This window comes from Streptomyces sp. NPDC048600, from assembly GCF_055587025.1.
In genome coordinates this window covers 197,664-220,172 of the sequence record NZ_JBVJGZ010000012.1, presented here as the reverse complement: position 1 = coordinate 220,172, position 22,509 = coordinate 197,664, and the positions used below count along the sequence as shown (strand labels likewise).

At 71.3% G+C, this 22,509-nt stretch carries 21 protein-coding genes; 9 read left to right on the top strand and 12 right to left on the bottom strand.

What is annotated here, in order from left to right; genetic code table 11:
- Positions 1 to 52: 52 nt before the first annotated feature.
- The 5 genes from ACZ6SQ_RS18785 (at position 53) to cseC (ending at position 5,159) form a co-directional block, all read left to right on the top strand.
- Positions 53 to 1,006 (top strand): HhH-GPD family protein, encoded by a 954-nt coding sequence (locus ACZ6SQ_RS18785; RefSeq protein WP_469563066.1) that lies wholly within the window; start codon positions 53 to 55, stop codon positions 1,004 to 1,006.
- Between the two features lie 282 nt (positions 1,007 to 1,288).
- Complete coding sequence (locus tag ACZ6SQ_RS18780) at positions 1,289 to 1,828, top strand: SigE family RNA polymerase sigma factor (RefSeq protein WP_356697129.1); 540 nt, start codon at positions 1,289 to 1,291, stop codon at positions 1,826 to 1,828.
- A gap of 146 nt (positions 1,829 to 1,974) precedes the next feature.
- Positions 1,975 to 2,577: a hypothetical protein gene (locus ACZ6SQ_RS18775; protein ID WP_469563062.1), complete on the top strand. Its 603-nt coding sequence runs from the start codon at positions 1,975 to 1,977 to the stop codon at positions 2,575 to 2,577.
- 12 nt (positions 2,578 to 2,589) lie between these two features.
- Positions 2,590 to 3,291 carry a two-component system response regulator CseB gene (gene cseB, locus ACZ6SQ_RS18770; RefSeq protein WP_469563060.1) on the top strand — a complete coding sequence of 234 codons (702 nt, stop codon included), beginning with the start codon at positions 2,590 to 2,592 and terminating at the stop codon, positions 3,289 to 3,291.
- Positions 3,292 to 3,821: 530 nt separating this feature from the next.
- A complete protein-coding gene (gene cseC / locus ACZ6SQ_RS18765) occupies positions 3,822 to 5,159 on the top strand; it encodes a two-component system sensor histidine kinase CseC (RefSeq protein WP_469563138.1) in 1,338 nt (445 codons plus the stop codon).
- A gap of 60 nt (positions 5,160 to 5,219) precedes the next feature.
- Here the strand turns inward: cseC and ACZ6SQ_RS18760 are convergent, their stop codons facing one another.
- The 3 genes from ACZ6SQ_RS18760 to ACZ6SQ_RS18750 all read right to left on the bottom strand — a co-directional run bounded on the left by ACZ6SQ_RS18760 (position 5,220) and on the right by ACZ6SQ_RS18750 (position 8,055).
- Positions 5,220 to 5,666, bottom strand: coding sequence for a VOC family protein (locus tag ACZ6SQ_RS18760; protein WP_389329840.1), 447 nt, complete (start codon positions 5,664 to 5,666; stop codon positions 5,220 to 5,222).
- Between the two features lie 160 nt (positions 5,667 to 5,826).
- A complete protein-coding gene (locus ACZ6SQ_RS18755; protein ID WP_469563135.1) occupies positions 5,827 to 6,219 on the bottom strand; it encodes a helix-turn-helix transcriptional regulator in 393 nt (130 codons plus the stop codon).
- Positions 6,220 to 6,447: 228 nt separating this feature from the next.
- Complete coding sequence (locus ACZ6SQ_RS18750; protein ID WP_469563058.1) at positions 6,448 to 8,055, bottom strand: MDR family MFS transporter; 1,608 nt, start codon at positions 8,053 to 8,055, stop codon at positions 6,448 to 6,450.
- Between the two features lie 133 nt (positions 8,056 to 8,188).
- On the opposite strand from ACZ6SQ_RS18750, the gene ACZ6SQ_RS18745 reads away from it, so the two are divergent.
- Positions 8,189 to 8,776: a TetR/AcrR family transcriptional regulator gene (locus ACZ6SQ_RS18745; RefSeq protein ID WP_386386264.1), complete on the top strand. Its 588-nt coding sequence runs from the start codon at positions 8,189 to 8,191 to the stop codon at positions 8,774 to 8,776.
- 97 nt (positions 8,777 to 8,873) lie between these two features.
- On the opposite strand, the gene ACZ6SQ_RS18740 is transcribed toward ACZ6SQ_RS18745, so the two are convergent.
- Positions 8,874 to 9,638 (bottom strand): M23 family metallopeptidase, encoded by a 765-nt coding sequence (locus ACZ6SQ_RS18740; RefSeq protein ID WP_469563055.1) that lies wholly within the window; start codon positions 9,636 to 9,638, stop codon positions 8,874 to 8,876.
- 474 nt (positions 9,639 to 10,112) lie between these two features.
- On the opposite strand from ACZ6SQ_RS18740, the gene ACZ6SQ_RS18735 reads away from it, so the two are divergent.
- Complete coding sequence (locus ACZ6SQ_RS18735) at positions 10,113 to 10,751, top strand: HAD family acid phosphatase (protein ID WP_469563053.1); 639 nt, start codon at positions 10,113 to 10,115, stop codon at positions 10,749 to 10,751.
- A gap of 62 nt (positions 10,752 to 10,813) precedes the next feature.
- Positions 10,814 to 13,816: an NACHT domain-containing protein gene (locus ACZ6SQ_RS18730; protein WP_469563050.1), complete on the top strand. Its 3,003-nt coding sequence runs from the start codon at positions 10,814 to 10,816 to the stop codon at positions 13,814 to 13,816.
- 71 nt (positions 13,817 to 13,887) lie between these two features.
- Here the strand turns inward: ACZ6SQ_RS18730 and ACZ6SQ_RS18725 are convergent, their stop codons facing one another.
- Positions 13,888 to 16,413 (bottom strand): ATP-dependent Clp protease ATP-binding subunit, encoded by a 2,526-nt coding sequence (locus ACZ6SQ_RS18725; RefSeq protein WP_469563048.1) that lies wholly within the window; start codon positions 16,411 to 16,413, stop codon positions 13,888 to 13,890.
- Positions 16,414 to 17,002: 589 nt separating this feature from the next.
- On the opposite strand from ACZ6SQ_RS18725, the gene ACZ6SQ_RS18720 reads away from it, so the two are divergent.
- Positions 17,003 to 17,581 carry an SCO3374 family protein gene (locus tag ACZ6SQ_RS18720; protein ID WP_469563046.1) on the top strand — a complete coding sequence of 193 codons (579 nt, stop codon included), beginning with the start codon at positions 17,003 to 17,005 and terminating at the stop codon, positions 17,579 to 17,581.
- A gap of 4 nt (positions 17,582 to 17,585) precedes the next feature.
- Here ACZ6SQ_RS18720 and ACZ6SQ_RS18715 read toward each other — a convergent pair whose 3' ends face one another.
- The 7 genes from ACZ6SQ_RS18715 to nadC form a co-directional block, all read right to left on the bottom strand.
- On the bottom strand, positions 17,586 to 17,924 hold the full coding sequence (locus ACZ6SQ_RS18715) for a histone-like nucleoid-structuring protein Lsr2 (RefSeq protein WP_386386276.1): 339 nt from the start codon (positions 17,922 to 17,924) through the stop codon (positions 17,586 to 17,588).
- Positions 17,925 to 18,229: 305 nt separating this feature from the next.
- A complete protein-coding gene (locus ACZ6SQ_RS18710; RefSeq protein ID WP_386386278.1) occupies positions 18,230 to 18,763 on the bottom strand; it encodes an amino-acid N-acetyltransferase in 534 nt (177 codons plus the stop codon).
- A 9-nt stretch (positions 18,764 to 18,772) separates the two neighbouring features.
- Positions 18,773 to 19,204, bottom strand: coding sequence for a BlaI/MecI/CopY family transcriptional regulator (locus ACZ6SQ_RS18705; protein ID WP_386386280.1), 432 nt, complete (start codon positions 19,202 to 19,204; stop codon positions 18,773 to 18,775).
- 192 nt (positions 19,205 to 19,396) lie between these two features.
- The gene (locus ACZ6SQ_RS18700; protein WP_386386282.1) at positions 19,397 to 19,573 is read right to left on the bottom strand and encodes a hypothetical protein; all 177 of its coding nucleotides are present in this window, start codon (positions 19,571 to 19,573) and stop codon (positions 19,397 to 19,399) included.
- Positions 19,574 to 19,661: 88 nt separating this feature from the next.
- A complete protein-coding gene (locus ACZ6SQ_RS18695; RefSeq protein WP_469563132.1) occupies positions 19,662 to 20,303 on the bottom strand; it encodes a hypothetical protein in 642 nt (213 codons plus the stop codon).
- A gap of 420 nt (positions 20,304 to 20,723) precedes the next feature.
- Complete coding sequence (locus ACZ6SQ_RS18690; RefSeq protein WP_469563043.1) at positions 20,724 to 21,521, bottom strand: type III pantothenate kinase; 798 nt, start codon at positions 21,519 to 21,521, stop codon at positions 20,724 to 20,726.
- A 16-nt stretch (positions 21,522 to 21,537) separates the two neighbouring features.
- Positions 21,538 to 22,509 (bottom strand): carboxylating nicotinate-nucleotide diphosphorylase, encoded by a 972-nt coding sequence (gene nadC, locus ACZ6SQ_RS18685; RefSeq protein WP_469563041.1) that lies wholly within the window; start codon positions 22,507 to 22,509, stop codon positions 21,538 to 21,540.

Below are 22,509 nucleotides of genomic sequence, written 5' to 3'. Positions count from 1 at the left end.
GGGTGGCGCTCCCCCCGACCCCCCGCCACCGCATGGCAGGATCGGAGGTGCCATGACTGCTCCCACGAAGCCCCCGCACAGCACGCCCCCGCCCACGGAGACGGCCGAGACAGCGGCAGCCGCCTCCTCCCGGGGAGCGGATCTGCACGCACCGGTCATCGACTGGTTCGACGAGAACGCCCGTGACCTGCCCTGGCGGCGCCCCGAGGCCGGGGCGTGGGGCGTGATGGTCAGCGAGTTCATGCTCCAGCAGACGCCGGTCAACCGCGTCCTGCCGGTGTACGAGCAGTGGCTGGCCCGCTGGCCGCGCCCGGCGGACCTCGCCCGCGAGGCCCCCGGCGAGGCGGTACGCGCCTGGGGCCGGCTCGGTTATCCGCGCCGCGCGCTGCGGCTGCACGGCGCCGCGGCCGCCATAACGGAGCGGCACGGCGGTGACGTGCCGTCCGACCACGCCCAGTTGCTCGCGCTGCCCGGCATCGGCGAGTACACGGCCGCCGCGGTGGCGTCGTTCGCGTACGGGCGCCGGCACGCGGTGCTGGACACCAACGTACGGCGGGTGTTCGCGCGCGCGGTGACGGGCGTGCGGTATCCGCCGAACGCCACCACCGCCGCCGAACGCAGGCTGGCCCGCGCGCTGCTGCCGGAGGAGGAGGCGACGGCCGCGCGCTGGGCGGCGGCCTCGATGGAGCTGGGCGCGCTGGTGTGCACGGCGAAGAACGAGACGTGCCACCGCTGCCCGATCGCGGCGCAGTGCGCCTGGCGCCTCGCGGGCAAGCCGGAGCACGACGGCCCGCCGCGCCGGGGGCAGACGTACGCGGGCACCGACCGCCAGGTCCGCGGCAAACTGCTCGCCGTACTGCGCGAGGCGCGCACGCCGGTCGAGCAGTCCGCGCTCGACGCCGTCTGGCACGAGCCGGTGCAGCGCGCCCGCGCCCTGGACGGGCTGGTCTCCGACGGCCTGGTCGAACCGCTGCCGGGCGGCCTGTACCGCCTGCCGTCGAGCTGAACCCGGCCGACCCGCCGAGCCACCGCAGCGGACCCGTAAGAGACGGGACCGCCAAGAAGCCGGACCCGTAACAAACGGCCGTAACGAACGACGGCTCCGACCCGCGCCCCAAATTCCCCCAAAGCACGGCAACTCAGCGACCCGCCTTACCCCGTTCCTACTTCTGTTACACAACCGACGGACAGCCGCGCGCTGTCCGCAGGCTGCTTCGGACAGCCCCGTGACAACCCCTCCGTAGCTTCTTGGGCAGACCAGACACGGGGAAGCGGGAGGCGGTTGATCATGGCGCAGGGCGAGGTGCTCGAGTTCGAGGAGTACGTCCGTACCCGGCAGGACGCGCTGCTGCGCAGTGCCCGCCGGCTGGTACCGGACCCCGTCGACGCACAGGACCTGCTCCAGACCGCCCTGGCCCGTACGTACGGCCGCTGGGAGGGCATCGCCGACAAGCGGCTGGCCGACGCCTATCTGCGCCGGGTGATGATCAACACCCGGACCGAGTGGTGGCGCGCCCGCAAGCTGGAGGAGGTCCCGACCGAGCAGCTGCCCGAGGCCTGCGTGGACGACTCCACCGAGCAGCACGCCGACCGTGCCCTGCTGATGGACGTACTGAAGGTGCTCGCCCCGAAGCAGCGCAGCGTGGTCGTGCTGCGACACTGGGAGCAGATGTCCACGGAGGAGACGGCCGCCGCTCTCGGCATGTCGGCCGGAACCGTCAAGAGCACGCTGCACCGGGCCCTCGCGCGGCTCCGCGAGGAGCTGGAGTCCCGCGATCTCGACGCACGCGCGCTGGAGCGTGAGGAGCGGGAGCGTTGCGCGGCCTGAGCGGCGCGGAATCCACACAGGACCGGTACCAGGCGGAGCCCCCTCGGGGTTCCGCGGAAGCCGGACGGTACGAAGCCGGACGGTACGAAGCCGCACAGTACGGGGAGCGCACGGCGCCCCCGCGCGGGCGGGACTCCTGGCGGGCGGTGAGCACGGCGGCGGCCGGGCTCGCCGCCCTCGCCCTCGCGGTCTCCGCGTGTTCCACCGGCGGCACCGGCGCCCGCGACGAGGGCCCGGCCCACGCCGACGGCATGGCGGGCGCGGCAGCCTCCCCCTCGGCCCCGGCGCCGGCCTCCTCGCGGGTGAACGCCGTACGGCTGGTGCAGGAGGACCCGCTGGTGTCGGGCGCGGTCAAACAGGGCCTGCGCCCGTGCGTCGGCGACAAGTACCCCGTCGACGTGTCCTACGGCGAGCTGACCGGCGGCCCGGCCGACGATGTCGTGATCAACGTGCTGACCTGCGGTGACACTGTCGGTGTCGGCTCGTACGTGTACCGCCGCGAGGGCGGCCGCTACGAGAACGTCTTCCGGGTCGAGGAACCCCCCGTCTACGCCGAGATCGACCGCGGCGACCTGCTGGTGACCAAACAGGTCTACGACGAGGGCGACCCCGTGACCGACCCGTCCGGCGAGGACGTGATCACCTACAGCTGGGCGACGGACCGTTTCGTCGCCAGGCACCACTGGCACAACGACTACGGCACGACCGCCGGTGGCGAGCAGCCCGCCCCGGCGCCCGAGAGCGACTGACGGAGCATCCGGATGGCAGACCAGACCCACGTGCTGTTCGTGGAGGACGACGATGTCATCCGCGAGGCCACCCAGCTCGCCCTGGAGCGGGACGGCTTCGCGGTCACCGCCATGCCCGACGGGCTGTCGGGCCTCGAGGCGTTCCGCGCGCACCGCCCGGACATCGCCCTGCTGGACGTGATGGTGCCGGGCCTGGACGGGGTGAGCCTGTGCCGCCGTATCCGCGACGAGTCGACTGTGCCAGTGATCATGCTGTCCGCGCGGGCCGACTCCATCGACGTGGTGCTCGGCCTGGAAGCGGGCGCCGACGACTACGTCACCAAGCCGTTCGACGGGGCCGTGCTGGTCGCCCGTATCCGTGCGGTGCTGCGCCGCTTCGGGCACGCGAGCGGCGGCGCGCAGGCCGAGGAGGCCGGGGCCGCGGTCGGCGGGGTGCTGAGCTTCGGTGACCTGGACATCGACACCGAGGGCATGGAGGTGCGGCGGGCCGGACAGCCGGTCGCGCTCACCCCGACCGAGATGCGCCTGCTGCTGGAGTTCTCCTCCGCGCCGGGGACCGTGCTCTCTCGCGACAAGCTCCTGGAGCGGGTGTGGGACTACGGCTGGGGCGGTGACACGCGGGTCGTCGACGTGCATGTCCAGCGGCTGCGGACGAAGATCGGCCAGGACCGCATCGAGACCGTGCGCGGCTTCGGCTACAAGCTCAAGGCGTGAGCGGGCGGGGGCGGGGCGCGGCCGTGCGGGGGGACACCGGGGGATCGCTGCCCCGACGCGTGAACACATGGACCGGGCTCGGGCGCCGGCGACGACAGTCCGACGGGGACGGCGCCCGTCCGCCGGGGCTCGTCCCCGGGAGCGGTGACGGCGACCGTTTCACCGAGCCCACCCGCCGGAACGACGACGATCTGTACGCCGCCCCTGCCCGCCGGAACGACGACGATCCGTACGCCGCCCCTGCCCACCGCACCGCCGAGGACGCGTACTCCGACCAGACCCGTCGCACCGCCGACGACCCGTACATCGGCCGGGCCTTCCGCACCGCCGACGACCCGCGCCCCCGGCTGCCGCTCCCCCACCCCTTCCCCCACCACGACAGCGGCTCCCGTCCCGGGCACCCGCACCACCCGGTCACCGGTCCGCGCCCGGGGGCGCACCTCCGTTCGCCCTGCCTCGGCAGACTCACCGGCCCCCTGCTCCGTACGCGCCTCGGCCGGCGGTTCGCCGGGAACCTGCGCCGGACCCGGATCGGCAGACGGCTCGGCAGGCGGCTCGGCGACGGTCTGCGCACCGGACTGCGCTGGAAGCTCAGCGCGGCCATCGCCCTGGTCGGCGCGCTGGTCGCGGTGGCGCTGAGTCTGGTCGTGCACAACGCCGCCCGGGTCTCGATGCTGGACAACGCCCGTGACCTGGCCGACGAGCGGGTGCGGATCGCCCAGCGCAACTACGAGCTGAACGGCCGCCCCAACTTCCCCAACATCGTCGTCGACGACCCCGATCTGCCCGCCGAGCTGCGGGAGAAGGTGGAGCGCGGGCGGCGGGCGACCTATGTGTGCGACAGCCACGACGGGCCGCCGGAGATCTGGGCGGCCGTGCCGGTGACGGACGGGCGGGTACTGTCCCTGCACAGCGGCTTCCCCGACCGCAGCGCGGACATCCTCGACGACCTGGACCAGGCGCTGGTCATCGGCTCGATCGCGGCCGTCCTCGGCGGCAGCGCGCTCGGCGTGCTGATCGGCGCACAGCTGTCGAGCCGGCTGCGCCAGGCGGCCTCGGCCGCGAACCGGGTCGCCAAGGGCGAGACCGAGGTCCGCGTCCGTGAGGAGATAGGCGGGGTCGTCCGGGACGAGACCGACGATCTCGCGCGGGCGGTGGACGCGATGGCGGACGCGCTGCGCCAGCGTCTGGAGGCGGAGCGGCGGGTCACCGCCGACATCGCGCACGAGCTGCGCACCCCGGTCACGGGCCTGCTGACCGCGGCCGAACTGCTGCCGCCGGGCCGTCCGACCGAACTGGTGCTGGACCGGGCCAAGGCGATGCGCACGCTGGTGGAGGACGTGCTGGAGGTGGCCCGGCTGGACGGGGCCTCGGAGCGGGCGGAGCTCCAGGACATCATGCTGGGCGAGTTCGTGGCCCGGCGCGTTGCGGCCAAGGACCCGGACGCCGAGGTGCTGGTGGTGCACGAGTCGGAGGTCACCACCGACCCGCGCCGCCTGGAGCGGGTGCTGTTCAATCTGCTGGCCAACGCCGCCCGGCACGGCCGCCCGCCCATCGAGGTCACGGTCGAGGGCCGGGTGATCCGGGTCCGCGACCACGGCCCCGGCTTCCCCGAGGACCTGCTCGCCGAGGGCCCGAGCCGCTTCCGCACCGGCAGCAAGGACCGCGCCGGGCACGGGCACGGCCTGGGCCTGACCATCGCGTCCGGCCAGGCCCGGGTGCTGGGGGCCCGGCTGACCTTCCGCAACGTACGGCCTCCGGGCGCGCCGGAGCATGTGCCGGCCGACGGCGCGGTCGCGGTGCTGTGGCTGCCGGAACACGCGCCCACGAACACGGGCAGTCACCCGATGCTCCCGGCGCCGAAGTAGCCCCGGCCTCACGACGGCACCGGCGGCCCCGGAGTCACCGGCTCAGCAGGCCCGGTCCGCTCAGCAGGCCCAGTCCTTGTCCAGGTCGAGCTCGCCCTCGTGGGGCTGGGTGAAGGAGAACCAGTTCCCCGAGTCGTCGCGGAACAGGGCCTCCGTGCCGTACGGGCGCTCCTGGGGGTCCTGGAGGAACTCCACGCCGCGGTCCTTCAGCTTCTTGCAGTCGCCGTGGATGTCGTCGGTGGTGAGCACTCCGGCGCCGAGCACTCCCTTGGTCACCAGCGTCTTCACCATCTCGGCGGACTCGGGGTCCATGGCGGGCGGGCCGGGCACCATCAGGGTGAGCTCGACGTCGGGCTGTGCCGGGGAGCCGACGGTGAGCCAGCGCATCCCGCCCTCGCCCATCGTCATGTCCGTACGGACCTCCAGCCCCAGCTTCTCGGTGTAGAACTCCTTGGCACGGTCCTGGTCCAGTACCCAGACGGTCGAGATCTTGAGTCCCTTGATCACGGCTTGCTCCTGTGAGGTGCTGCTGAACTGGCTTGTGCTGCCACCGTAGGCAGCACGGCCCCCGGCCCGCTTCTCCGGAATTGCGCTGCCTCTCGCTTCTCCGGAGTCGGGCTCCACGGCCTCCCCGGGACCGCGCTCCCCTGCTTTCCCGGCGCAGCCTTCACCGCCCCTGGCCGTCGCCGCCCTGTCGGCCACCGGGTCCGCCGCCGAAGCCGCCCGCCCAGAGCATCGCGTAGCACCCGGGTATGAGCGCGGCCCCGCGGCCGACGTGTGTCGCCCGGTACTCGCTGGGGGTCAGCCCGGTCCACAGCTTGAACCGGGTCGAGAACGTGCCGAGGCTGCTGAAGCCGACCAGGTGGCAGATCTCGGTGACGGTCAGATTGGCGGTGCGCAGAAGGTCCTGCGCCCGCTCTATCCGGCGGTGGGTCAGGTACTGGCCGGGGGTCTCGCCGTACGCCCCTTTGAAGGCGCGGACGAAGTGGTAGCGGGAGTAGCCGGCGTGTGCCGCGACCGCGTCCAGGTCGAGCTCGGGATCGGCCCAGTCCCGGTCCATGGCGTCCTTGGCGAGCCGCAGCTGCCGCAGTCTGTCCACGCGGGCCTCCCCTCCGTCGTCGCACGGCCCTGTTCCTCCATGAACCGATGGTGGCACGGGGGTCTGACAACGCCCCCGGCCCGCGGCGGGGACTGCACGGCGGAGCCCTGCCGGGAACGCCGCAGGCCCCCGGGGCGGACACCCGGGGGCCTGCGGTCACGCGCTGGTCGGACGGCTTTCAGGCGGCTCTCAGACGGCTTCGGCGGGGGCGTTCGGCGCGGCGCCCTCGGTCTTCTGCGGCCCCGCTCCCTTCAGCGGCACCTCCTTGACGAACACCGACGCGATCACCGCGATCACCGCCACGGCCGCGCCGAGCAGGAAGGCACCGTGGGTGCCGGAGGAGACGGCGTGCTGGTAGGCCTCGCGGGCCGCGGCCGGCAGCTTGGCCAGGCTCGCCGCGTCGAGCTGCGCGGACTGCTCGGTCATCCGGGAGCCCAGCGCGCCGGCCCGCTCGGCCATGACGTCCTGGACGCGGTGGTTGAACAGCGCGCCCATGATCGCCACACCGAAGGACGAGCCGAGGGTGCGGAACAGGGTGGTGGTGGACGAGGCGACGCCCATGTCCTTCAGTTCCACGCTGTTCTGGGCGACCAGCATGGTGATCTGCATCAGGAAGCCCATGCCCGCGCCGAGCACGGCCATGTAGAGCCCGGAGGTGAGCCGCGAGGTCCCGGTGTCCATCAGCGACAGCAGGTACAGGCCGGTGACCATCAGGGCGCTGCCCGCGACGGGGAAGATCTTGTAGCGGCCGGTGCTGGTGGTGACCCGGCCCGCGACCATCGACACGACGAGCATCGCGCCGAGCATCGGCAGGAGCAGCAGACCCGAGTTGGTCGCGGAGGCGCCCTGCACCGACTGCTGGTAGAGCGGCAGGAAGAGCACCGCGCCGAACATCACGAAGCCGGTGAGGAAGCCGATGACGGACATCAGGCTGAAGTTGTGGCTGCGGAAGATGTGCAGCGGCACGATCGGCTCCGCGGCCCTCTTCTCCCAGAACAGGAATCCGACGAGCGAGGCGACGCCGATGGCGGTCAGCTCCATGATCCGCGCGGAGGTCCAGGCGTACTCCGTCCCGCCCCAAGTGGTGACCAGGACGATGGAGGTGATGCCGACGGTGAGCAGCGCGGCGCCGACGTAGTCGATGCGGGCCTTGGCGGCCTTCCTCGGCAGATGCAGCACGGCGCCCACGGCGGCCAGCGCGACCACGCCGAGCGGGAGGTTGATGTAGAAGGCCCAGCGCCAGCCCCAGTGGTCCGTGATGGTGCCGCCGACGAGGGGGCCGCCGATCATCGCCAGCGCCATGACACCGGCGATCAGGCCCTGGTACTTGCCGCGCTCACGCGGGGGCACGAGGTCGCCGATGATCGCCATCACGCCGACCATCAGACCGCCGGCGCCCAGACCCTGGACGGCGCGGAAGCCGATGAGCTGGCCCATGTCCTGGGCCATACCGCTGAGCGCGGAACCCGCCAGGAAGATCACGATGGACGCCAGGAACGAGCCCTTGCGCCCGTACATGTCGCCGAGCTTGCCCCAGATCGGGGTCGAGGCGGCGGTGGCCAGGGTGTACGAGGTCACGACCCAGGAGAGGTGCTCGAGGCCGCCCAGTTCGCCGACGATCGTGGGCATCGCGGTGCCGACGATCATGTTGTCCAGCATCGCGAGCATCATCGCGATCATCAGCGCGAGGATGACGACCCGTACGTTCTGCGGCTGTCCGGGGCTCTCCGGGGTCGCCGCGGGCGCGGAGCCGTCTTCGTCAGGCTTGTTCTTCTTCGGTGTCGCGGTGTCCGCCATCGTCTCCCCCAGCCCGGGTACTTACTTGCCGACCGGCTAGTTGCCTACACTGGAGGAAGCTAGCCCTCTAACTAGCCGGGCGTCAAGTAAGTTCAGTCGAGCCGATTTCCGCGGGAGCGCGAGGAGTACGAGGATGGGCGTCACGATGGACGGCACCAAGCAGCAGCGCCGCGGCAACACCCGCCAGCGCATCCAGGACGTGGCCCTCGAACTCTTCGCCGAGCAGGGATACGAGAAGACCTCCCTGCGCGAGATCGCCGAGCGCCTGGAGGTCACGAAGGCCGCGCTGTACTACCACTTCAAGACGAAGGAAGAGATCCTCGTCAGCATCTTCGAGGACCTCACGCAGCCGATGGAGGACCTCATCGAGTGGGGCAGCCGTCAGCCGCACACCCTGGAGACCAAGCACGAGATCATCCGGCGCTACAGCGACACCCTCGCGGGCGCGGCACCGCTGTTCCGCTTCATGCAGGAGAACCAGGCGACCGTCCGTGACCTGCGGATCGGCGACAGCTTCAAGGAGCGGATGCGCCGGATGCGCGACATCATCGTCGACCCCGGGGCCCCGCTGATCGACCAGATCCGTTCGGTCAGCGCGATCTTCACGCTGCACGCCGGGATGTTCTTCCTCCAGGACCTCGAAGGCGACCCCGAGGAGAAGCGCGAAGCCGTCCTCGAGGTCGCCATGGACCTGATGTCCCAGGCGCACTCGGGCGCCTAGGTCCGCCGCGGGGCAGGCGGGAGTTTGACGACAGGGCCTGGGGCCCTTTCTGCCGGAGATCCGCCGGACGGGCCCTGAGAGCAGTCGGTCAGAGGTCTCAGACCTTCAGACCCTTGCCGCGCAGGAAGGCGACGGGGTCGATGGCCGTGCCGTAGTTGGCGGTCGTGCGGATCTCGAAGTGCAGGTGCGGACCGCTGGAGTTGCCGGTGTTGCCGGACAGGGCGACGCGCTGGCCGGTGCCGACGACCTGGCCGACCTTCACGTCGACGCGGGACAGGTGCGCGTACTGCGAGTAGGTGCCGTTGGCGTGCTTGATCACGACGGCGTTGCCGTACGCGGGACCGTCACCGGCGCCGTTGCCGCCGGCCTTGACCACGGTGCCGCCGTGCGCGGCGACGACCACGGTGCCGCTCGGGACGGCGAAGTCCTGGCCGCTGTGGGTGGACTGCCACATGCCGCCGGCCTGCGCGAAGCTCGCGGACTTGGCGTAGTGCTTCACCGGCGAGACCCAGGCCAGAGCCTTCTTGGCGGCGGCCTTCTTCGCGGCGGCCTTCTGCGCCGCCGCCTTCTTGGCAGCGGCCTGCTTGGCGGCGGCGGCCTTCACCGCGGCCGCCTTCTTCGCGGCGGCGGCCTTGGCCTGCACGGCCGCGGCCTTCTCCACGGCCTGGGCCTGGGCGGCGGCCTGGGCCTGAACGGCAGCCTGCGCCTGGACGGCGGTCGCGGCGACGCCGGCCGCGGAGTTGTCCACGGCGGCCGCGACCCCGGCTCCCAGCACGGCCGACGCTCCCAGGCCGGCGGCCAGGACAGCGGCACGGGTGCGAAGGGACGTGCGGAAGAAACGGGACGTGACGCGCTGGGACATGAGGAACCTCGTGGGGTGGGGGACATGAGCGACCACCCGGTGCACAACTGCGTCCGGATGGCTATCCCTTGGTACCCGGATCGCCCATCAGGCCCCAAACGTGTGATCTACGACGAAAGCTAGTACCGATCACCCAAAGCCCCGAATCATTGACAGAACCCCGAATTGGGACGAATCACCCAAGAAGCCGCGATCAGCGGCATGAAGCCCAGGCGTTCGGCACGGGACACCCACCTCAAGATCGCCACTATTCCCCCTAGTAACGGACAAATCGCCTGTGCGGCATGTCACCGGGGCCTCCGCCGCTCTGTGACGGGCGCTACGCGCCGCTGACCTGCGATGTGACGGGGGCTACGCCTTTTACTACCGTCCAGTAACCTGCCGGTCCCCTCGACGCCACCTGATCCGTCGAGCATGCTCACGACACGTTGGTTGTGTACGGGACGCCGTACACGCGTGAGAGGACCCCCACACATGACCGGACGACGCCTCTGGACGCGTCGCGCTGCCGCGACCGCCGTGACCGCGACCGCCCTGGTGGCCCTGGCCGCACCGGCCCAGGCCGCACCGGCCGCCACCGGCACGATCACGACGGCCGCCGCCGCGACCGCCGCCGCGGACGTCGACTACGCCACCTGGCAGAAGGACTGCCGGGCGGTGATGAACCAGGCGCTGCCCGAGATCAAGCAGCGCATCGCCCAGCCCAGGCCGGGCGAGAAGCAGGCGATCGTGCTCGACATCGACAACACGGCCCTGGAGACCGACTTCGGCTTCAGCTACCCGCAGCCGGCCAACAGCCCGGTCCTGGAGGTCGCGCGGTACGCCCAGGAGCACGGCGTCGACCTGTTCTTCGTCACGGCCCGCCCCGGCATCATCTACGGGCCGACCGAATGGAACCTGGAGTACCGCGGCTACGAGGTCAGCGGCCTGCACGTCCGCGGCTTCCTCGACCTGTTCAAGAACGTCGCCGACTACAAGACCGCCCAGCGCGTCTCGATCGAGAACAAGGGCTACACGATCATCGCGAACATCGGCAACAGCGCCACCGACCTCTCCGGCGGCCACGCCGAGAAGACCTACAAGCTGCCGGACTACAACGGCCAGCTCTCCTGATCCCACCCCCGCAACTGCGGGTAGCCTCACCCCTGTTGACGCGATCACGGGGGTGGGGCGGGATGGATCCGGCGGTACTGGGCGGCAGACTCGCCTCTTCGATGATCGCTCCACTCCTGAAGAAGCTGTTCCGCTCCGACGGCCCCGGCGCGGGCCTGGTCGACAAACCGGTCAGGCTGTCCGCCCTGGTCTCCTTCCGCGGCGAGAAGCGGGCCCTTCAGGAGCGGGACGTCCGCGGGCTCGCCGCCCAGCTCGTCGCCCAGGCCGTGGACTCCCCCGGCGAGCCGCCCTTCCCCGCCGACGAGCGGCACGCCGTCACCGAGGCCCTCGCCCGCCGTCTGATCGCGCTCGGCGACCTGGACATGGACGACGTACAGGCCGTACGCCTCGGCCGGCGCGAACTGGCCGCGAAGCTGCGGGCCGCGGCCCCGGCCGACGGGCTGTCGGCGGACGCGGAGCACTTCCTCGACTCGGCGACCGAGTGGGCCTGCCTGCACATCCTGGAGTTCTTCACCCGCCGGTCCACCTTTGTGGCACGCACCCTGGTGGAGCAGACCCGCGGCCAGGCGGACCTCATCGCCAAGGTCGACGCCCTGCTCGCCCGCACCCCCCGCCCGGCGGCCTCCGACACGGCCTTCGAACGCCGCTATCTGCCCTACGTCGCCGACCGCCACGACCACCTCACCATCTACGGCCTCGACCTGCGCGACTCCCCCGACCGCTGGCCGCTGGAGGTGGCGTACCTCAGCCTGGAGGCGACCGGCACGGGCCAGGACGTCCCCTTCGAGGAACCCGAGCCCGCCGCCCCGGCCCACATCCCCGCCGAACAGGCCCTGCGCGACCACGCCCGCGTCCTGCTGCGCGGCGATGCCGGCTCCGGCAAGACGACGCTGGTGCAGTGGCTGGCGGTGACGGCGGCGCGGGACACCGGCGAGATCCCGTACGTCCTGCCGCTGCGGACCCTGATCCGCCGCCCCGCGCTGCCCGCGCCCGCCGACTTCCTCACGGCCGTCGGCTGCCCGCTCGCCCCGCCCGAGGGCTGGGCGGACCGCGTACTGTCCGCCGGTCGCGCGCTCGTCCTGGTCGACGGCCTGGACGAGATCCCCGCCCCCGACCGCCATCGCGCCCGCGACTGGCTCCTGGACCTGATCAGGGCGTTCCCGGGCAACCGCTGGCTGCTGACCTCCCGCCCCACGGCCGTACGCCCCGACTGGCTGGCCTCGGAGGGCTTCCGCGAGCTGCTGCTGGCGCCCATGCGGCGCGGGGAGGTGGCGAAGTTCGTCCACCGCTGGCACCGGGCCGCCCGCGCCCCGGAGTACGAGACCCCGCTGCTGGACTCCCTGCGCACCAAGCGCGACCTGGCCCGCCTCGCCACGAACCCGCTGATGTGCGGTCTGATCTGCGCCCTGCACCGCGAGCGCCGCGGCTACCTTCCGACCGGCCGCAAGGAGCTGTACGACGCCGCGCTGGCGATGCTGCTGACCCGCCGCGACAAGGAGCGCATGGGCTCGGTGGACCAGGTCGACCTGGGCGAGGAGGCGCAGCTCGAGCTGCTGCAACGTCTGGCGTACGCGCTGGTGCTGAGCGGCCGCACGGAGATGGACGCGGAGACGGCGGAGGGCATCGTCGAGCGCTGTCTCCCCTCGATCGCCCTGACGTCGGACGCCCGGTCGGTCCTCGCCCAGCTCCTGCTGCGCAGCGGCCTCCTCCGCCAGCCCGCCGACGGCGTCCTGGACTTCGTCCACCGCACCTTCCAGGACTACCTGGGCGCCCGCTACGCCGTCGAGGAGGGCCACTTCGACGTTCTGCTGAGCCACGCCGACGACACCCAGTGGGAGGACGTGATCCGCATGGCGGTGGCCCACGCCCGCCCCCGCGAACGTGCCTCACTCCTACGACAGCTCCTGTCCAGGGACACCCCTCGGCTGACCCTGCTGGCCCTGGCCTGCCTGGAACACGCGCCGGCCCTTGATCCGAGCGTGCGCGGGGACGTGGAGGCCCGGGCGGGTGCGCTGATCCCGCCCGGCACGAAGGACGACGCCAAGGCCCTCGCCGAGGCCGGGCCGCTGGTGCTGGAGCTGCTGCCGGGGCCGGAGGGGCTGACGGACGCGGAGGCACTGGGGGTGACGGTCGCGGCGTCCGTACTGGCGACGGAGGAGCCGGAGGGAGCACTGGCTGTGCTGCGGCGGTTCCGCGACCACCCCGACCTGGATGTGCGGCGGCAGCTGGTGGGGACCTGGCACCGGTTCGGCACGCAGGAGTACGCGCGGGAGGTGCTGGATCATCTGGACCGGCAGAACCTGATCCTCACGTGCCGGTCGTACGAGCAGGCGGACGCGATACGCCTCATGCGGCCCTGGACCCGGCTGAGCTTCGAGCAGTCGGCGGCGGACTTCCTCCCGCTCCTGGACCCGGCCACGGTCGAGCTGCTGCGGCTGGACGGCACGGCCGACCTGACCGATCTGTCGGTGCTCTCGGGTTTCACGTCCCTGTCCGACCTCTGGCTGTTGAGCTGCCCCTCCGCCAGGAACCTCGCCGCCTTGGCGGACCTGCCGCTGACGAACCTGCTGGTGGGCCCGATCGCGGACGCGTCGGGACTCCGCGAGCTGCGGTCCCTGACGCACCTCACCCTGTTCGACCACCGCGGGTGGCTCACCGACCTGCTCCCGCCCGCCGCACCGCTGGAGTACCTGCACCTCAGCGTGGCGGGCGGCACACTCGACGGTCTGCGCCGGTGGCGCACACTGACGTCGCTGAGCGTGCACGCGCGGGAGGTGATGACCACGGCGGACTGGTCCGAGATCGCCGCCCTGCCGGCTCTGGAGAGGCTCACGCTCCAGTCGTCGCTGGTCTTCTACACGTCCGGCCTCGCCATGCCCGAGCTGCCTCTGATCCAGGACCTGCGGCTGTTCCGTCCGGGCGGAATGGACCCGGCCCACTGCCGCATCCTCGCCTCCCGCCTGCCCAACGTACGCACCATCGAAGTCTTTGGCTCGCCCGGCTGGACCGCGCACGAGCTGGCGGACGGCTTCCCGTCCGCCGAGATCGTCGTCCGGTCCGACTGACCCCTGGGCACGCCGAAGGGGCCGGCGCCTGCACGGCACCGGCCCCTTCGGTCACGCTCACCCCCGGAGGGCTACGCGTCCTTGCTCAGGTTGGTGGGCCCGCCACCCGCGGCCTGCTCGATCGGCGGGACGTCGGGGAGCGCGGACTTCTCCTCGCCCCGGAAGGTGAAGGTCTGGTTCTCGCCCTCGCCCTCCGTGTCGACGACCACGATGTGGCCGGGACGCAGCTCGCCGAAGAGGATCTTCTCCGACAGCGTGTCCTCGACCTCGCGCTGGATCGTGCGACGCAGCGGACGCGCGCCCAGCACCGGGTCGTAGCCCTTCCTGGACAGCAGCTCCTTGGCGGACTGGGAGAGCTCGATGCCCATGTCCCGGTCCTTCAGGCGCTCGTCCACCTTGCCGATCATCAGGTCGACGATCGCGAGGATGTCCTCCTGCGTCAGCTGCGGGAAGACGACCACGTCGTCGACGCGGTTGAGGAACTCGGGCCGGAAGTGCTGCTTGAGCTCGTCCGAGACCTTGTTCTTCATGCGCTCGTAGTTGGTCTTCTTGTCGCCCGAGGCCGCGAAGCCCAGGTTGAAGCCCTTGGAGATGTCCCGGGTGCCGAGGTTGGTCGTCATGATGATGACCGTGTTCTTGAAGTCCACGACCCGGCCCTGGGAGTCGGTCAGACGACCGTCCTCCAGGATCTGCAGCAGCGAGTTGAAGATGTCCGGGTGGGCCTTCTCGACCTCGTCGAAGAGGACGACGGAGAACGGCTTGCGGCGGACCTTCTCGGTCAGCTGGCCGCCCTCTTCGTAGCCCACGTAGCCGGGGGGCGAACCGAAGAGACGCGAGACCGTGTGCTTCTCGCTGAACTCCGACATGTCGAGGGAGATCAGCGCGTCCTCGTCACCGAAGAGGAACTCGGCGAGCGCCTTGGACAGCTCCGTCTTACCGACACCGGACGGACCGGCGAAGATGAACGAGCCACCCGGACGCTTCGGGTCCTTCAGACCGGCGCGCGTACGGCGGATCGCCTTCGACAGCGCCTTGACGGCGTCCGTCTGGCCGATGACCCGCTTGTGCAGCTCCTCCTCCATGCGGAGCAGGCGGCTGGACTCCTCCTCGGTCAGCTTGAAGACCGGGATGCCGGTGGCCGTGGCGAGGACCTCGGCGATCAGCTCGCCGTCGACCTCGGCGACGACGTCCATGTCGCCGGCCTTCCACTCCTTCTCCCGCTTGGCCTTGGCGGCCAGGAGCTGCTTCTCCTTGTCGCGCAGGGAGGCGGCCTTCTCGAAGTCCTGCGAGTCGATCGCGGACTCCTTGTCGCGGCGGACGCCGGCGATCTTCTCGTCGAACTCGCGGAGGTCCGGCGGCGCGGTCATCCGGCGGATGCGCATCCGGGAACCGGCCTCGTCGATCAGGTCGATCGCCTTGTCCGGCAGGAAGCGGTCGGAGATGTACCGGTCGGCCAGGGTGGCGGCCTGGACCAGCGCCTCGTCGGTGATGGAGACCCGGTGGTGGGCCTCGTACCGGTCACGGAGACCCTTGAGGATCTCGATCGTGTGCGGCAGGGACGGCTCGGCGACCTGGATGGGCTGGAAGCGGCGCTCGAGGGCCGCGTCCTTCTCCAGGTGCTTGCGGTACTCGTCCAGGGTGGTGGCACCGATGGTCTGGAGCTCACCGCGGGCCAGCATCGGCTTCAGGATCGAGGCGGCGTCGATGGCGCCCTCGGCGGCACCCGCACCGACCAGCGTGTGCAGCTCGTCGATGAACAGGATGATGTCGCCGCGGGTGCGGATCTCCTTGAGGACCTTCTTCAGGCGCTCCTCGAAGTCACCGCGGTAGCGGGAACCGGCGACCAGCGCGCCGAGGTCCAGGGTGTAGAGGTGCTTGTCCTTGAGGGTCTCGGGCACCTCGCCCTTGACGATGGCCTGGGCGAGGCCCTCGACGACGGCGGTCTTGCCGACGCCGGGCTCACCGATCAGGACCGGGTTGTTCTTGGTGCGGCGGGACAGCACCTGCATGACCCGCTCGATCTCCTTCTCGCGCCCGATGACCGGGTCGAGCTTGGACTCACGAGCGGCCTGGGTGAGGTTCCGGCCGAACTGGTCGAGGACCAGGGACGTCGAGGGGGTGCCCTCGGCAGGCCCGCCGGCGGTGGCGGTCTCCTTGCCCTGGTAGCCGGAGAGCAGCTGGATGACCTGCTGCCGCACCCGGTTGAGATCGGCGCCCAGCTTGACCAGGACCTGGGCGGCGACGCCCTCGCCCTCACGGATCAGGCCGAGCAGGATGTGCTCCGTGCCGATGTAGTTGTGGCCCAGCTGAAGGGCCTCGCGGAGCGACAGCTCCAGGACCTTCTTGGCACGGGGGGTGAAGGGGATGTGCCCGGACGGGGCCTGCTGGCCCTGGCCGATGATCTCCTCCACCTGCTGGCGGACCGCCTCGAGCGAAATCCCGAGGCTCTCAAGGGCCTTGGCGGCGACACCCTCACCCTCGTGGATCAGGCCCAGGAGGATGTGCTCGGTGCCGATGTAGTTGTGGTTGAGCATCCGGGCTTCTTCCTGAGCCAGGACGACAACCCGCCGCGCGCGGTCGGTGAACCTCTCGAACATCGTTAATCGCTCCTCAGAGCGGTCAGGCAGTGGGGGGAACTTCCCCTCCCTGTCCTTCCGCAGCTTAGTCCCGCAAGCGGGGACCGCTCATTCCAACTGCCGACACCCTCGATGGCCTCCTGACCCCGAACGCCGACATCTGCTCCAACCCGATGGTGCGAGACGATGTTCCCGCAGGCCAGGCAGTTACCCCAGTCGCCACTACGCCGATGGCGAACGTGAGACGGCCTTTCCCGCGCGTCGCCCCCTCCCACTAGGGATGTCTTACCCCGTGGGACTGACACTCCATACCGTGCGCCCCCGGTCCCTCCGCTACGGGCGAACAACCTTGCGTCTCCCCGTACGCCCACCCGACCCCTCTTCCGGCACTCTGCGCACCTGTGGCGGCACCCAGCGTAACTCCGGCGCCGTTTCACCGGTTGCACTTGTCATGGTTGGCGCCCACCCGCCCGTGGCCCCGGTCCCTCCGGCCTCCCCGGCCCTGTCGTCCGTCTCCCCGACGGTCCCTCTTCCCCGCCGGGGCCGCCGGGCGGCCGGGGCGCATGCCCGGGTCCGGCGCTGGTACGAGAACGAACTGGGATGGGCGACAGTGCCCGGTGATCCGGTACGACTTTCGGTCGGTCCGCGCTTCGACGTGCTGGACGTCCCCGCGGCGGCGGGCCTCGCGGCCCTGCGGCATCTGCGGGCGGGCTCCCCGGTGGCCGTGTGCGGGGACCGGATGTGGCTGCTGACGGCCGCGGGCAGCGCGGAGGAGCTGCCGGCCGTGCTGGCCTGGCTGGAATGGGGGGCGCTGGCGACGGACCTGGTGCCGGTCGGCGCGGGCCGAACGATTCTGGCCCCATGGCCGCCGGGGCCGGAGTCGAGCACACCGAGGTCCGCGGACGAGCCGCTCACGAGCGGCCGGGGAGCGGGAGGTCCGGCCGCGGCCGGTCATCGGACGCCGGCGCCCGCGACGGGGCCACCGGTCCGGTCCGGCTCACTGCAGGGGGCCGCTTGGCTGCGGCCCCCCGTGCCGGGATGCGAGGTGGAGGCCTCGCTGCCGACGCTGTCGGCCCTTGGGGGCGCACAGGACGCCCCCGATCTCGCGAGGGTCGTGGACACGGTGGCCACGCAGTGCCACCGGATCCGGCTGCGGCGCGAGGGCGCGCAGCCACCGGTCATGCCGTAGTACCTCAGCCGTTGGCCTTCTCGTACGCCTCACGGATGGACGCGGGAACGCGGCCGCGGTCGTTGACCTCGTAGCCGTTCTCCTTGGCCCAGGCGCGGATCGCCGCGGTGTCCTGACTGCCGCCGCCGGCCGCGGCGCGCGTCTTTCCGCGCCCGCCCGAAGCACGGCCCCCGGTGCGCCGGCCGCCCTTGACGTAAGGGTCGAGAAGGCTGCGCAGCTTGTCCGCATTGCCGGTCGTGAGATCGATCTCGTAGGTCTTGCCGTCCAGCGCGAACGTCACGGTCTCGTCGGCCTCGCCACCGTCGAGGTCGTCGACAAGAAGGACCTGAACCTTCTGTGCCACCGGATTTCCTTTCATCGATAACGTGAGGGTCGAGGGTCCGCGGCTCCGCCGTTTCGCCGCCCCCTCTTATATGCAGTACTGCACTACGTCGGAAAGCAAACCGCTTTTGCTGGAAAAACACAAACCCCCGGGAGAGGACCGCAGGCCCGCCCCCGCCCGGGAAACATGCGCGATTCGGACATAGGGGAACCGGGCAAGGGGGATCGGCCAGAATACCTCCGGCATAGGCGACGGCATACCCCTTGGGATACCTGGGGATACCTGGGGATACCTCAGGCATACCTGGGGCATAGGGCCGGCGTCGATCACAGATGCAGAAGCATCCGGCTGTTGCCCAAGGTGTTCGGTTTCACTCGTTCGAGACCGAGGAACTCCGCTACGCCCTCGTCGTAAGAACGCAGCAGCTCCGCGTACACATCCGTGCCCACAGGCGTCTCGCCGATCTCCACGAAGCCGTGCCTGCTGAAGAAGTCCACTTCGAAGGTCAGACAGAAAACGCGCCGAACGCCGAGCCACCGCGCGGTCTCCAGCAACTTCTCCAGCACCTGATGGCCGACACCCGCCCCCTTCAGGCCGGGCCGGACCGCCAGGGTGCGGACTTCCGCGAGGTCTTCCCACATGACGTGCAGGGCGCCGCAGCCGACGACCTCGGCGTTGTCGTCGCGTTCCGCGACCCAGAACTCCTGGATGTCCTCGTAAAGCGTCACGGTCGCTTTGTCGAGCAGGATGCCGTCACGGGCGTAGTCGTCAAGGAGTCGGCGCACGGCGGGGACATCGCTGGTCCGGGCCCGCCGGACGGTGATGGCTTTAGCGGAGACTTCGGGACTGGCTGCTGACATGAGCGGACGCTATCGCCCGGCGCCCTCCGGTGCCGAGCCGGGGTTGTCCCCGCCGGCCGCTTCGGAAGGACCGACAGGCCGAGCGGGTTCTGCGGCTTCCGCGGGTTCGACGGATTCCGGGCCTTGGACGATCCGTACGGCGTCCGTGAGGGCCTGGCGCTGTTCGTCGCTCATCATCCCGAAGAAGGCGACGAGAGCTGCCGCCGCGTTGTCGCTCTGCGCCCAGGCGTCGTTCATCAGGGCCGCCGCGTAGGCGGCTCGGGTGGAGACCGCCTCATATCGATAGGCCCGGCCTTCCGCCTCGCGGCGTACCCAGCCCTTCTGATGGAGATTGTCCAAAACGGTCATCACCGTGGTGTAGGCGATCGACCGTTCCTGCTGCAGGTCTTCCAGGACTTCCCGAACGGTCACCGGGCGGTTCCACTTCCACACCCGCGTCATGACCGCGTCTTCGAGTTCTCCCAATGGGCGAGGCACAGCTCAGCACCATAGTGGGAGATCAAGCGGATGGCATGACAGACGTGCACATCGATCTACATAACGAGACAAAAAGGGCGCACGACTCTCGGTTCGGCCCGCCGGAACGGTGCCACGAGGAGTCGTACGCCAGGTCGCCGCGCGCCCCGGGAGGGATCAGACGTCGGCGCCCGCGGACGGGCGGGCGCCCTGCGCGCGCTTGAGGGCGGCGTCGACGGCCGCGTCCTCCTTGGCCTTCTGCGAGCCGCCCTGGGTCTTGACGATCACCCGGATCACTCCGATGAAGAACACGGCCATGACGGCCGGGGGCAGGAGCGCGGAGACGTAGTCCATGCCCCCAGAGTAGCCACGCGCGCGTGGGGGACCGTGACCGGGTGCCGACGGCTCCCCCGTGACACACGCGCGCGGCGCCGCCGTCCTCTCAGCCGGCGGCCAGGTGCTGCGGCGGGTCGGCGGGCGGCTGGGGCGGCTTGCGCCGCGGGAAGACCTCGCCGGGCGTGGGAATCGGCCGACGGGCGGGCTCGGGCGCGGCGGGCTTCTCGGGGCGGGGCCCTCCCGGCTCCTCGCCCGGCCGGCCCTCCGGCTCCTCCTCGGCGCCGAACGGCCCGGCGAGGCCTCCCGGTAGCGCCAGGAGCCGGGTACGGGAGGCGGGGACGGCGGGGACGAGACTCGCGGCGGTGCGGGCGGCGGTACGGCGGGCCAGGCGCGCGCGTACGTCCTGCTCGGCGAGCCTCTGACAGCGGGCGAGGAGCGCCGCGGCGACCGGGTTGCCCCTCAGCGCGCGCAGAGCGGCGAGGTCGTCGGGTTCGGGGCGGTGGCCGGCCCCCAGCACCTCCTCCAGCAGCGTCAGATATCCGGCCGCCGTGCCGGGCAGGGCTTGCCGGTAGCGGGCGAGGTCGGCCACCAGGAACGCCCGAAGCCGGGCCCCCTCCCGCATCGCCTCGTCTAGCGACTCCGCGAGGCGATGACATTCCTGGACGTCCTGGGCCGGGGCGGGGCCGGGGTGCAGGGCGAGGGCGAGAGCGCGGCGGAGCACACGCAGCTCCTCCGCGCCGAACGCCATGCCGCCGCGGGATCCGTATGGCGTGGGCATGCGCCGACAATACGCGCTAATCAGACAAACTCTGCGTATCCCGCACGTGTCCCCGCCCTATGCCACCCACCCGGCTGCACGGGAAGACTGACGGGGCGCTGCGCAACTCGGCGCGACGAGGTACCTCCCCCAGAGGGGGGACCCCCAGCCCACCCGTGCCGCCCTGGGGGTACCTCCCAGGCCCTTAAGGCGCTGGGGGAGGCACGCATGCCCGCGGCGGCGGAAAGACGCGTACGGCGGCAAGGGGACGGGGCGGGGGGTGTCCGCCCGCAGCGGCCGCCGTCGAACACCAGAACCCCCGTAGGAGACCGGATCGGCGGACCGAGGACGGACACCCCCCGCCCCGGCCCCGCACCACCCACCAACCGCAGGCGCGAAGCCAGCAGGCCGTCACATACGCGACACGTTCCGCTCGTACACCAACCGCAGCCCGACCAACGTCAACCACGGCTCGTGCTCGTCGATGACATGCGACTCACCGAGCACCATCGGCGCCAGCCCACCCGTGGCGATGACCGTCACCTCGTCCGGATCGGACGCCAGCTCCCGCGCCATCCGGCTGACGACCCCGTCGACCTGCCCGGCGAACCCGTACACGATCCCCGACTGCATCGCCTCGACCGTGTTCTTGCCGATGACACTCCGCGGCCGCGCCACCTCGATCTTCCGGAGCTGCGCCCCCTTCACCCCGAGCGCCTCCACGGAGATCTCGATGCCGGGCGCGATGACCCCGCCGATGTACTCCCCGCGCGCGCTCACCGCGTCGAACGTCGTGGCCGTACCGAAGTCGACGACGATCGCCGGCCCCCCGTACAGCTCGACGGCCGCGACCGCGTTGATGATCCGGTCCGCGCCGACCTCCTTGGGGTTGTCGGTGAGGATCGGCACGCCCGTCTTGACGCCGGGCTCCACGAGCACGGCGGGTACGTCGCCGTAGTACCGCCGCGTGACCTCCCGCAGCTCGTGCAGCACCGACGGCACGGTCGCGCAGATGGCGATGCCGTCGATGCCGTCCCCGAGCTCGTCGCCGAGCAGCGGGTGCATGCCCATCAGGCCCTGGAGCAGGACCGCCATCTCGTCGGCGGTACGGCGCGCGTCCGTCGAGATCCGCCAGTGCTCGACGATGTCCTCCCCGTCGAACAGGCCGAGCACGGTGTGCGTGTTGCCCACGTCGATCGTCAGCAGCATGGCCGGTACCGCTCCCTTACTCCGCCGCGCGCAGGTCGAGGCCGATGTCGAGGATCGGCGAGGAGTGCGTGAGCGCGCCGACGGCGAGGAAGTCCACGCCGGTCTCCGCGTACGCGCGGGCGTTGGCCAGGGTCAGCCGCCCCGAGGCCTCCAGCGCGGCGCGGCCGCCGACGAGGGCGACGGCCTCCTCGCACTCACCGGGGGTGAAGTTGTCGAGCAGGATCAGGTCGGCCCCCGCGTCGAGGACCTCGCGCAGCTGGTGCAGGGTGTCGACCTCGACCTCGATCGGCACCTCGGGGAAGGCCTCGCGGACGGCCTTGAAGGCCTGGGCGACGCCACCGGCGGCGACGACGTGGTTGTCCTTGACGAGCGCGGCGTCCGACAGGGACATGCGGTGGTTGACGCCGCCGCCGCAGCGCACGGCGAACTTCTCCAGCGAGCGCAGCCCGGGCGTGGTCTTGCGGGTGTCGCGGACGCGGGCGCCGGTGCCCTCCAGGGCGTCGGCCCACGCGCGCGTGGCGGTGGCGATGCCCGACAGACGGCACATCAGGTTCAGCGCGCTGCGCTCGGCGGTGAGCAGGTCGCGGGTGCGGGTGGTGACGGACAGCAGCTTCTGCCCGGCGTCCACCTGCTCGCCGTCCTCGACGTGGCGTTCGACCTCGAACTCGTCGGTGGCGACGACGGAGACGACGGCCTCGGCGACGCGCAGGCCGGCGACGACGCCGGCCTCACGGGCGACGAAGTCGGCGGTGGCGACGGCGTCCTCGGGGATGGTGGCGTCGGTGGTGACGTCGACGCCGCCGGCCAGGTCCTCCTGGATCGCCACGTTGGCGATGTCCTCGACCTCGAGCGGGTCGAGCCCGGCGTCGGCGAGCAGCTGCGCGAGGGCGGGGTCGAGCCCGCTCTCCGGGTACTCCTCGTCGGCGCCGCAGGCGCAGCCGTCGCCGCAGCCGCCTTCTTGGACGAGGGGAAGGTCGGTGTCGCTCAC

Excerpts from the sequence above, each read along its gene's own strand:
- ACZ6SQ_RS18785 (WP_469563066.1), top strand. The coding sequence starts at position 53 with ATGACTGCTCCCACGAAGCCCCCGCACAGCACGCCCCCGCCCACGGAG.
- ACZ6SQ_RS18780 (WP_356697129.1), top strand. The coding sequence starts at position 1,289 with ATGGCGCAGGGCGAGGTGCTCGAGTTCGAGGAGTACGTCCGTACCCGG.
- cseB (WP_469563060.1), top strand. The coding sequence starts at position 2,590 with ATGGCAGACCAGACCCACGTGCTGTTCGTGGAGGACGACGATGTCATC.
- ACZ6SQ_RS18755 (WP_469563135.1), bottom strand. The coding sequence starts at position 6,219 with ATGGACCGGGACTGGGCCGATCCCGAGCTCGACCTGGACGCGGTCGCG.
- ACZ6SQ_RS18750 (WP_469563058.1), bottom strand. The coding sequence starts at position 8,055 with ATGGCGGACACCGCGACACCGAAGAAGAACAAGCCTGACGAAGACGGC.
- ACZ6SQ_RS18745 (WP_386386264.1), top strand. The coding sequence starts at position 8,189 with ATGGGCGTCACGATGGACGGCACCAAGCAGCAGCGCCGCGGCAACACC.
- ACZ6SQ_RS18740 (WP_469563055.1), bottom strand. The coding sequence starts at position 9,638 with ATGTCCCAGCGCGTCACGTCCCGTTTCTTCCGCACGTCCCTTCGCACC.
- ACZ6SQ_RS18735 (WP_469563053.1), top strand. The coding sequence starts at position 10,113 with ATGACCGGACGACGCCTCTGGACGCGTCGCGCTGCCGCGACCGCCGTG.
- ACZ6SQ_RS18730 (WP_469563050.1), top strand. The coding sequence starts at position 10,814 with ATGGATCCGGCGGTACTGGGCGGCAGACTCGCCTCTTCGATGATCGCT.
- ACZ6SQ_RS18725 (WP_469563048.1), bottom strand. The coding sequence starts at position 16,413 with ATGTTCGAGAGGTTCACCGACCGCGCGCGGCGGGTTGTCGTCCTGGCT.
- ACZ6SQ_RS18710 (WP_386386278.1), bottom strand. The coding sequence starts at position 18,763 with ATGTCAGCAGCCAGTCCCGAAGTCTCCGCTAAAGCCATCACCGTCCGG.
- ACZ6SQ_RS18705 (WP_386386280.1), bottom strand. The coding sequence starts at position 19,204 with ATGACGCGGGTGTGGAAGTGGAACCGCCCGGTGACCGTTCGGGAAGTC.
- ACZ6SQ_RS18700 (WP_386386282.1), bottom strand. The coding sequence starts at position 19,573 with ATGGACTACGTCTCCGCGCTCCTGCCCCCGGCCGTCATGGCCGTGTTC.
- ACZ6SQ_RS18695 (WP_469563132.1), bottom strand. The coding sequence starts at position 20,303 with ATGGCGTTCGGCGCGGAGGAGCTGCGTGTGCTCCGCCGCGCTCTCGCC.
- ACZ6SQ_RS18690 (WP_469563043.1), bottom strand. The coding sequence starts at position 21,521 with ATGCTGCTGACGATCGACGTGGGCAACACGCACACCGTGCTCGGCCTG.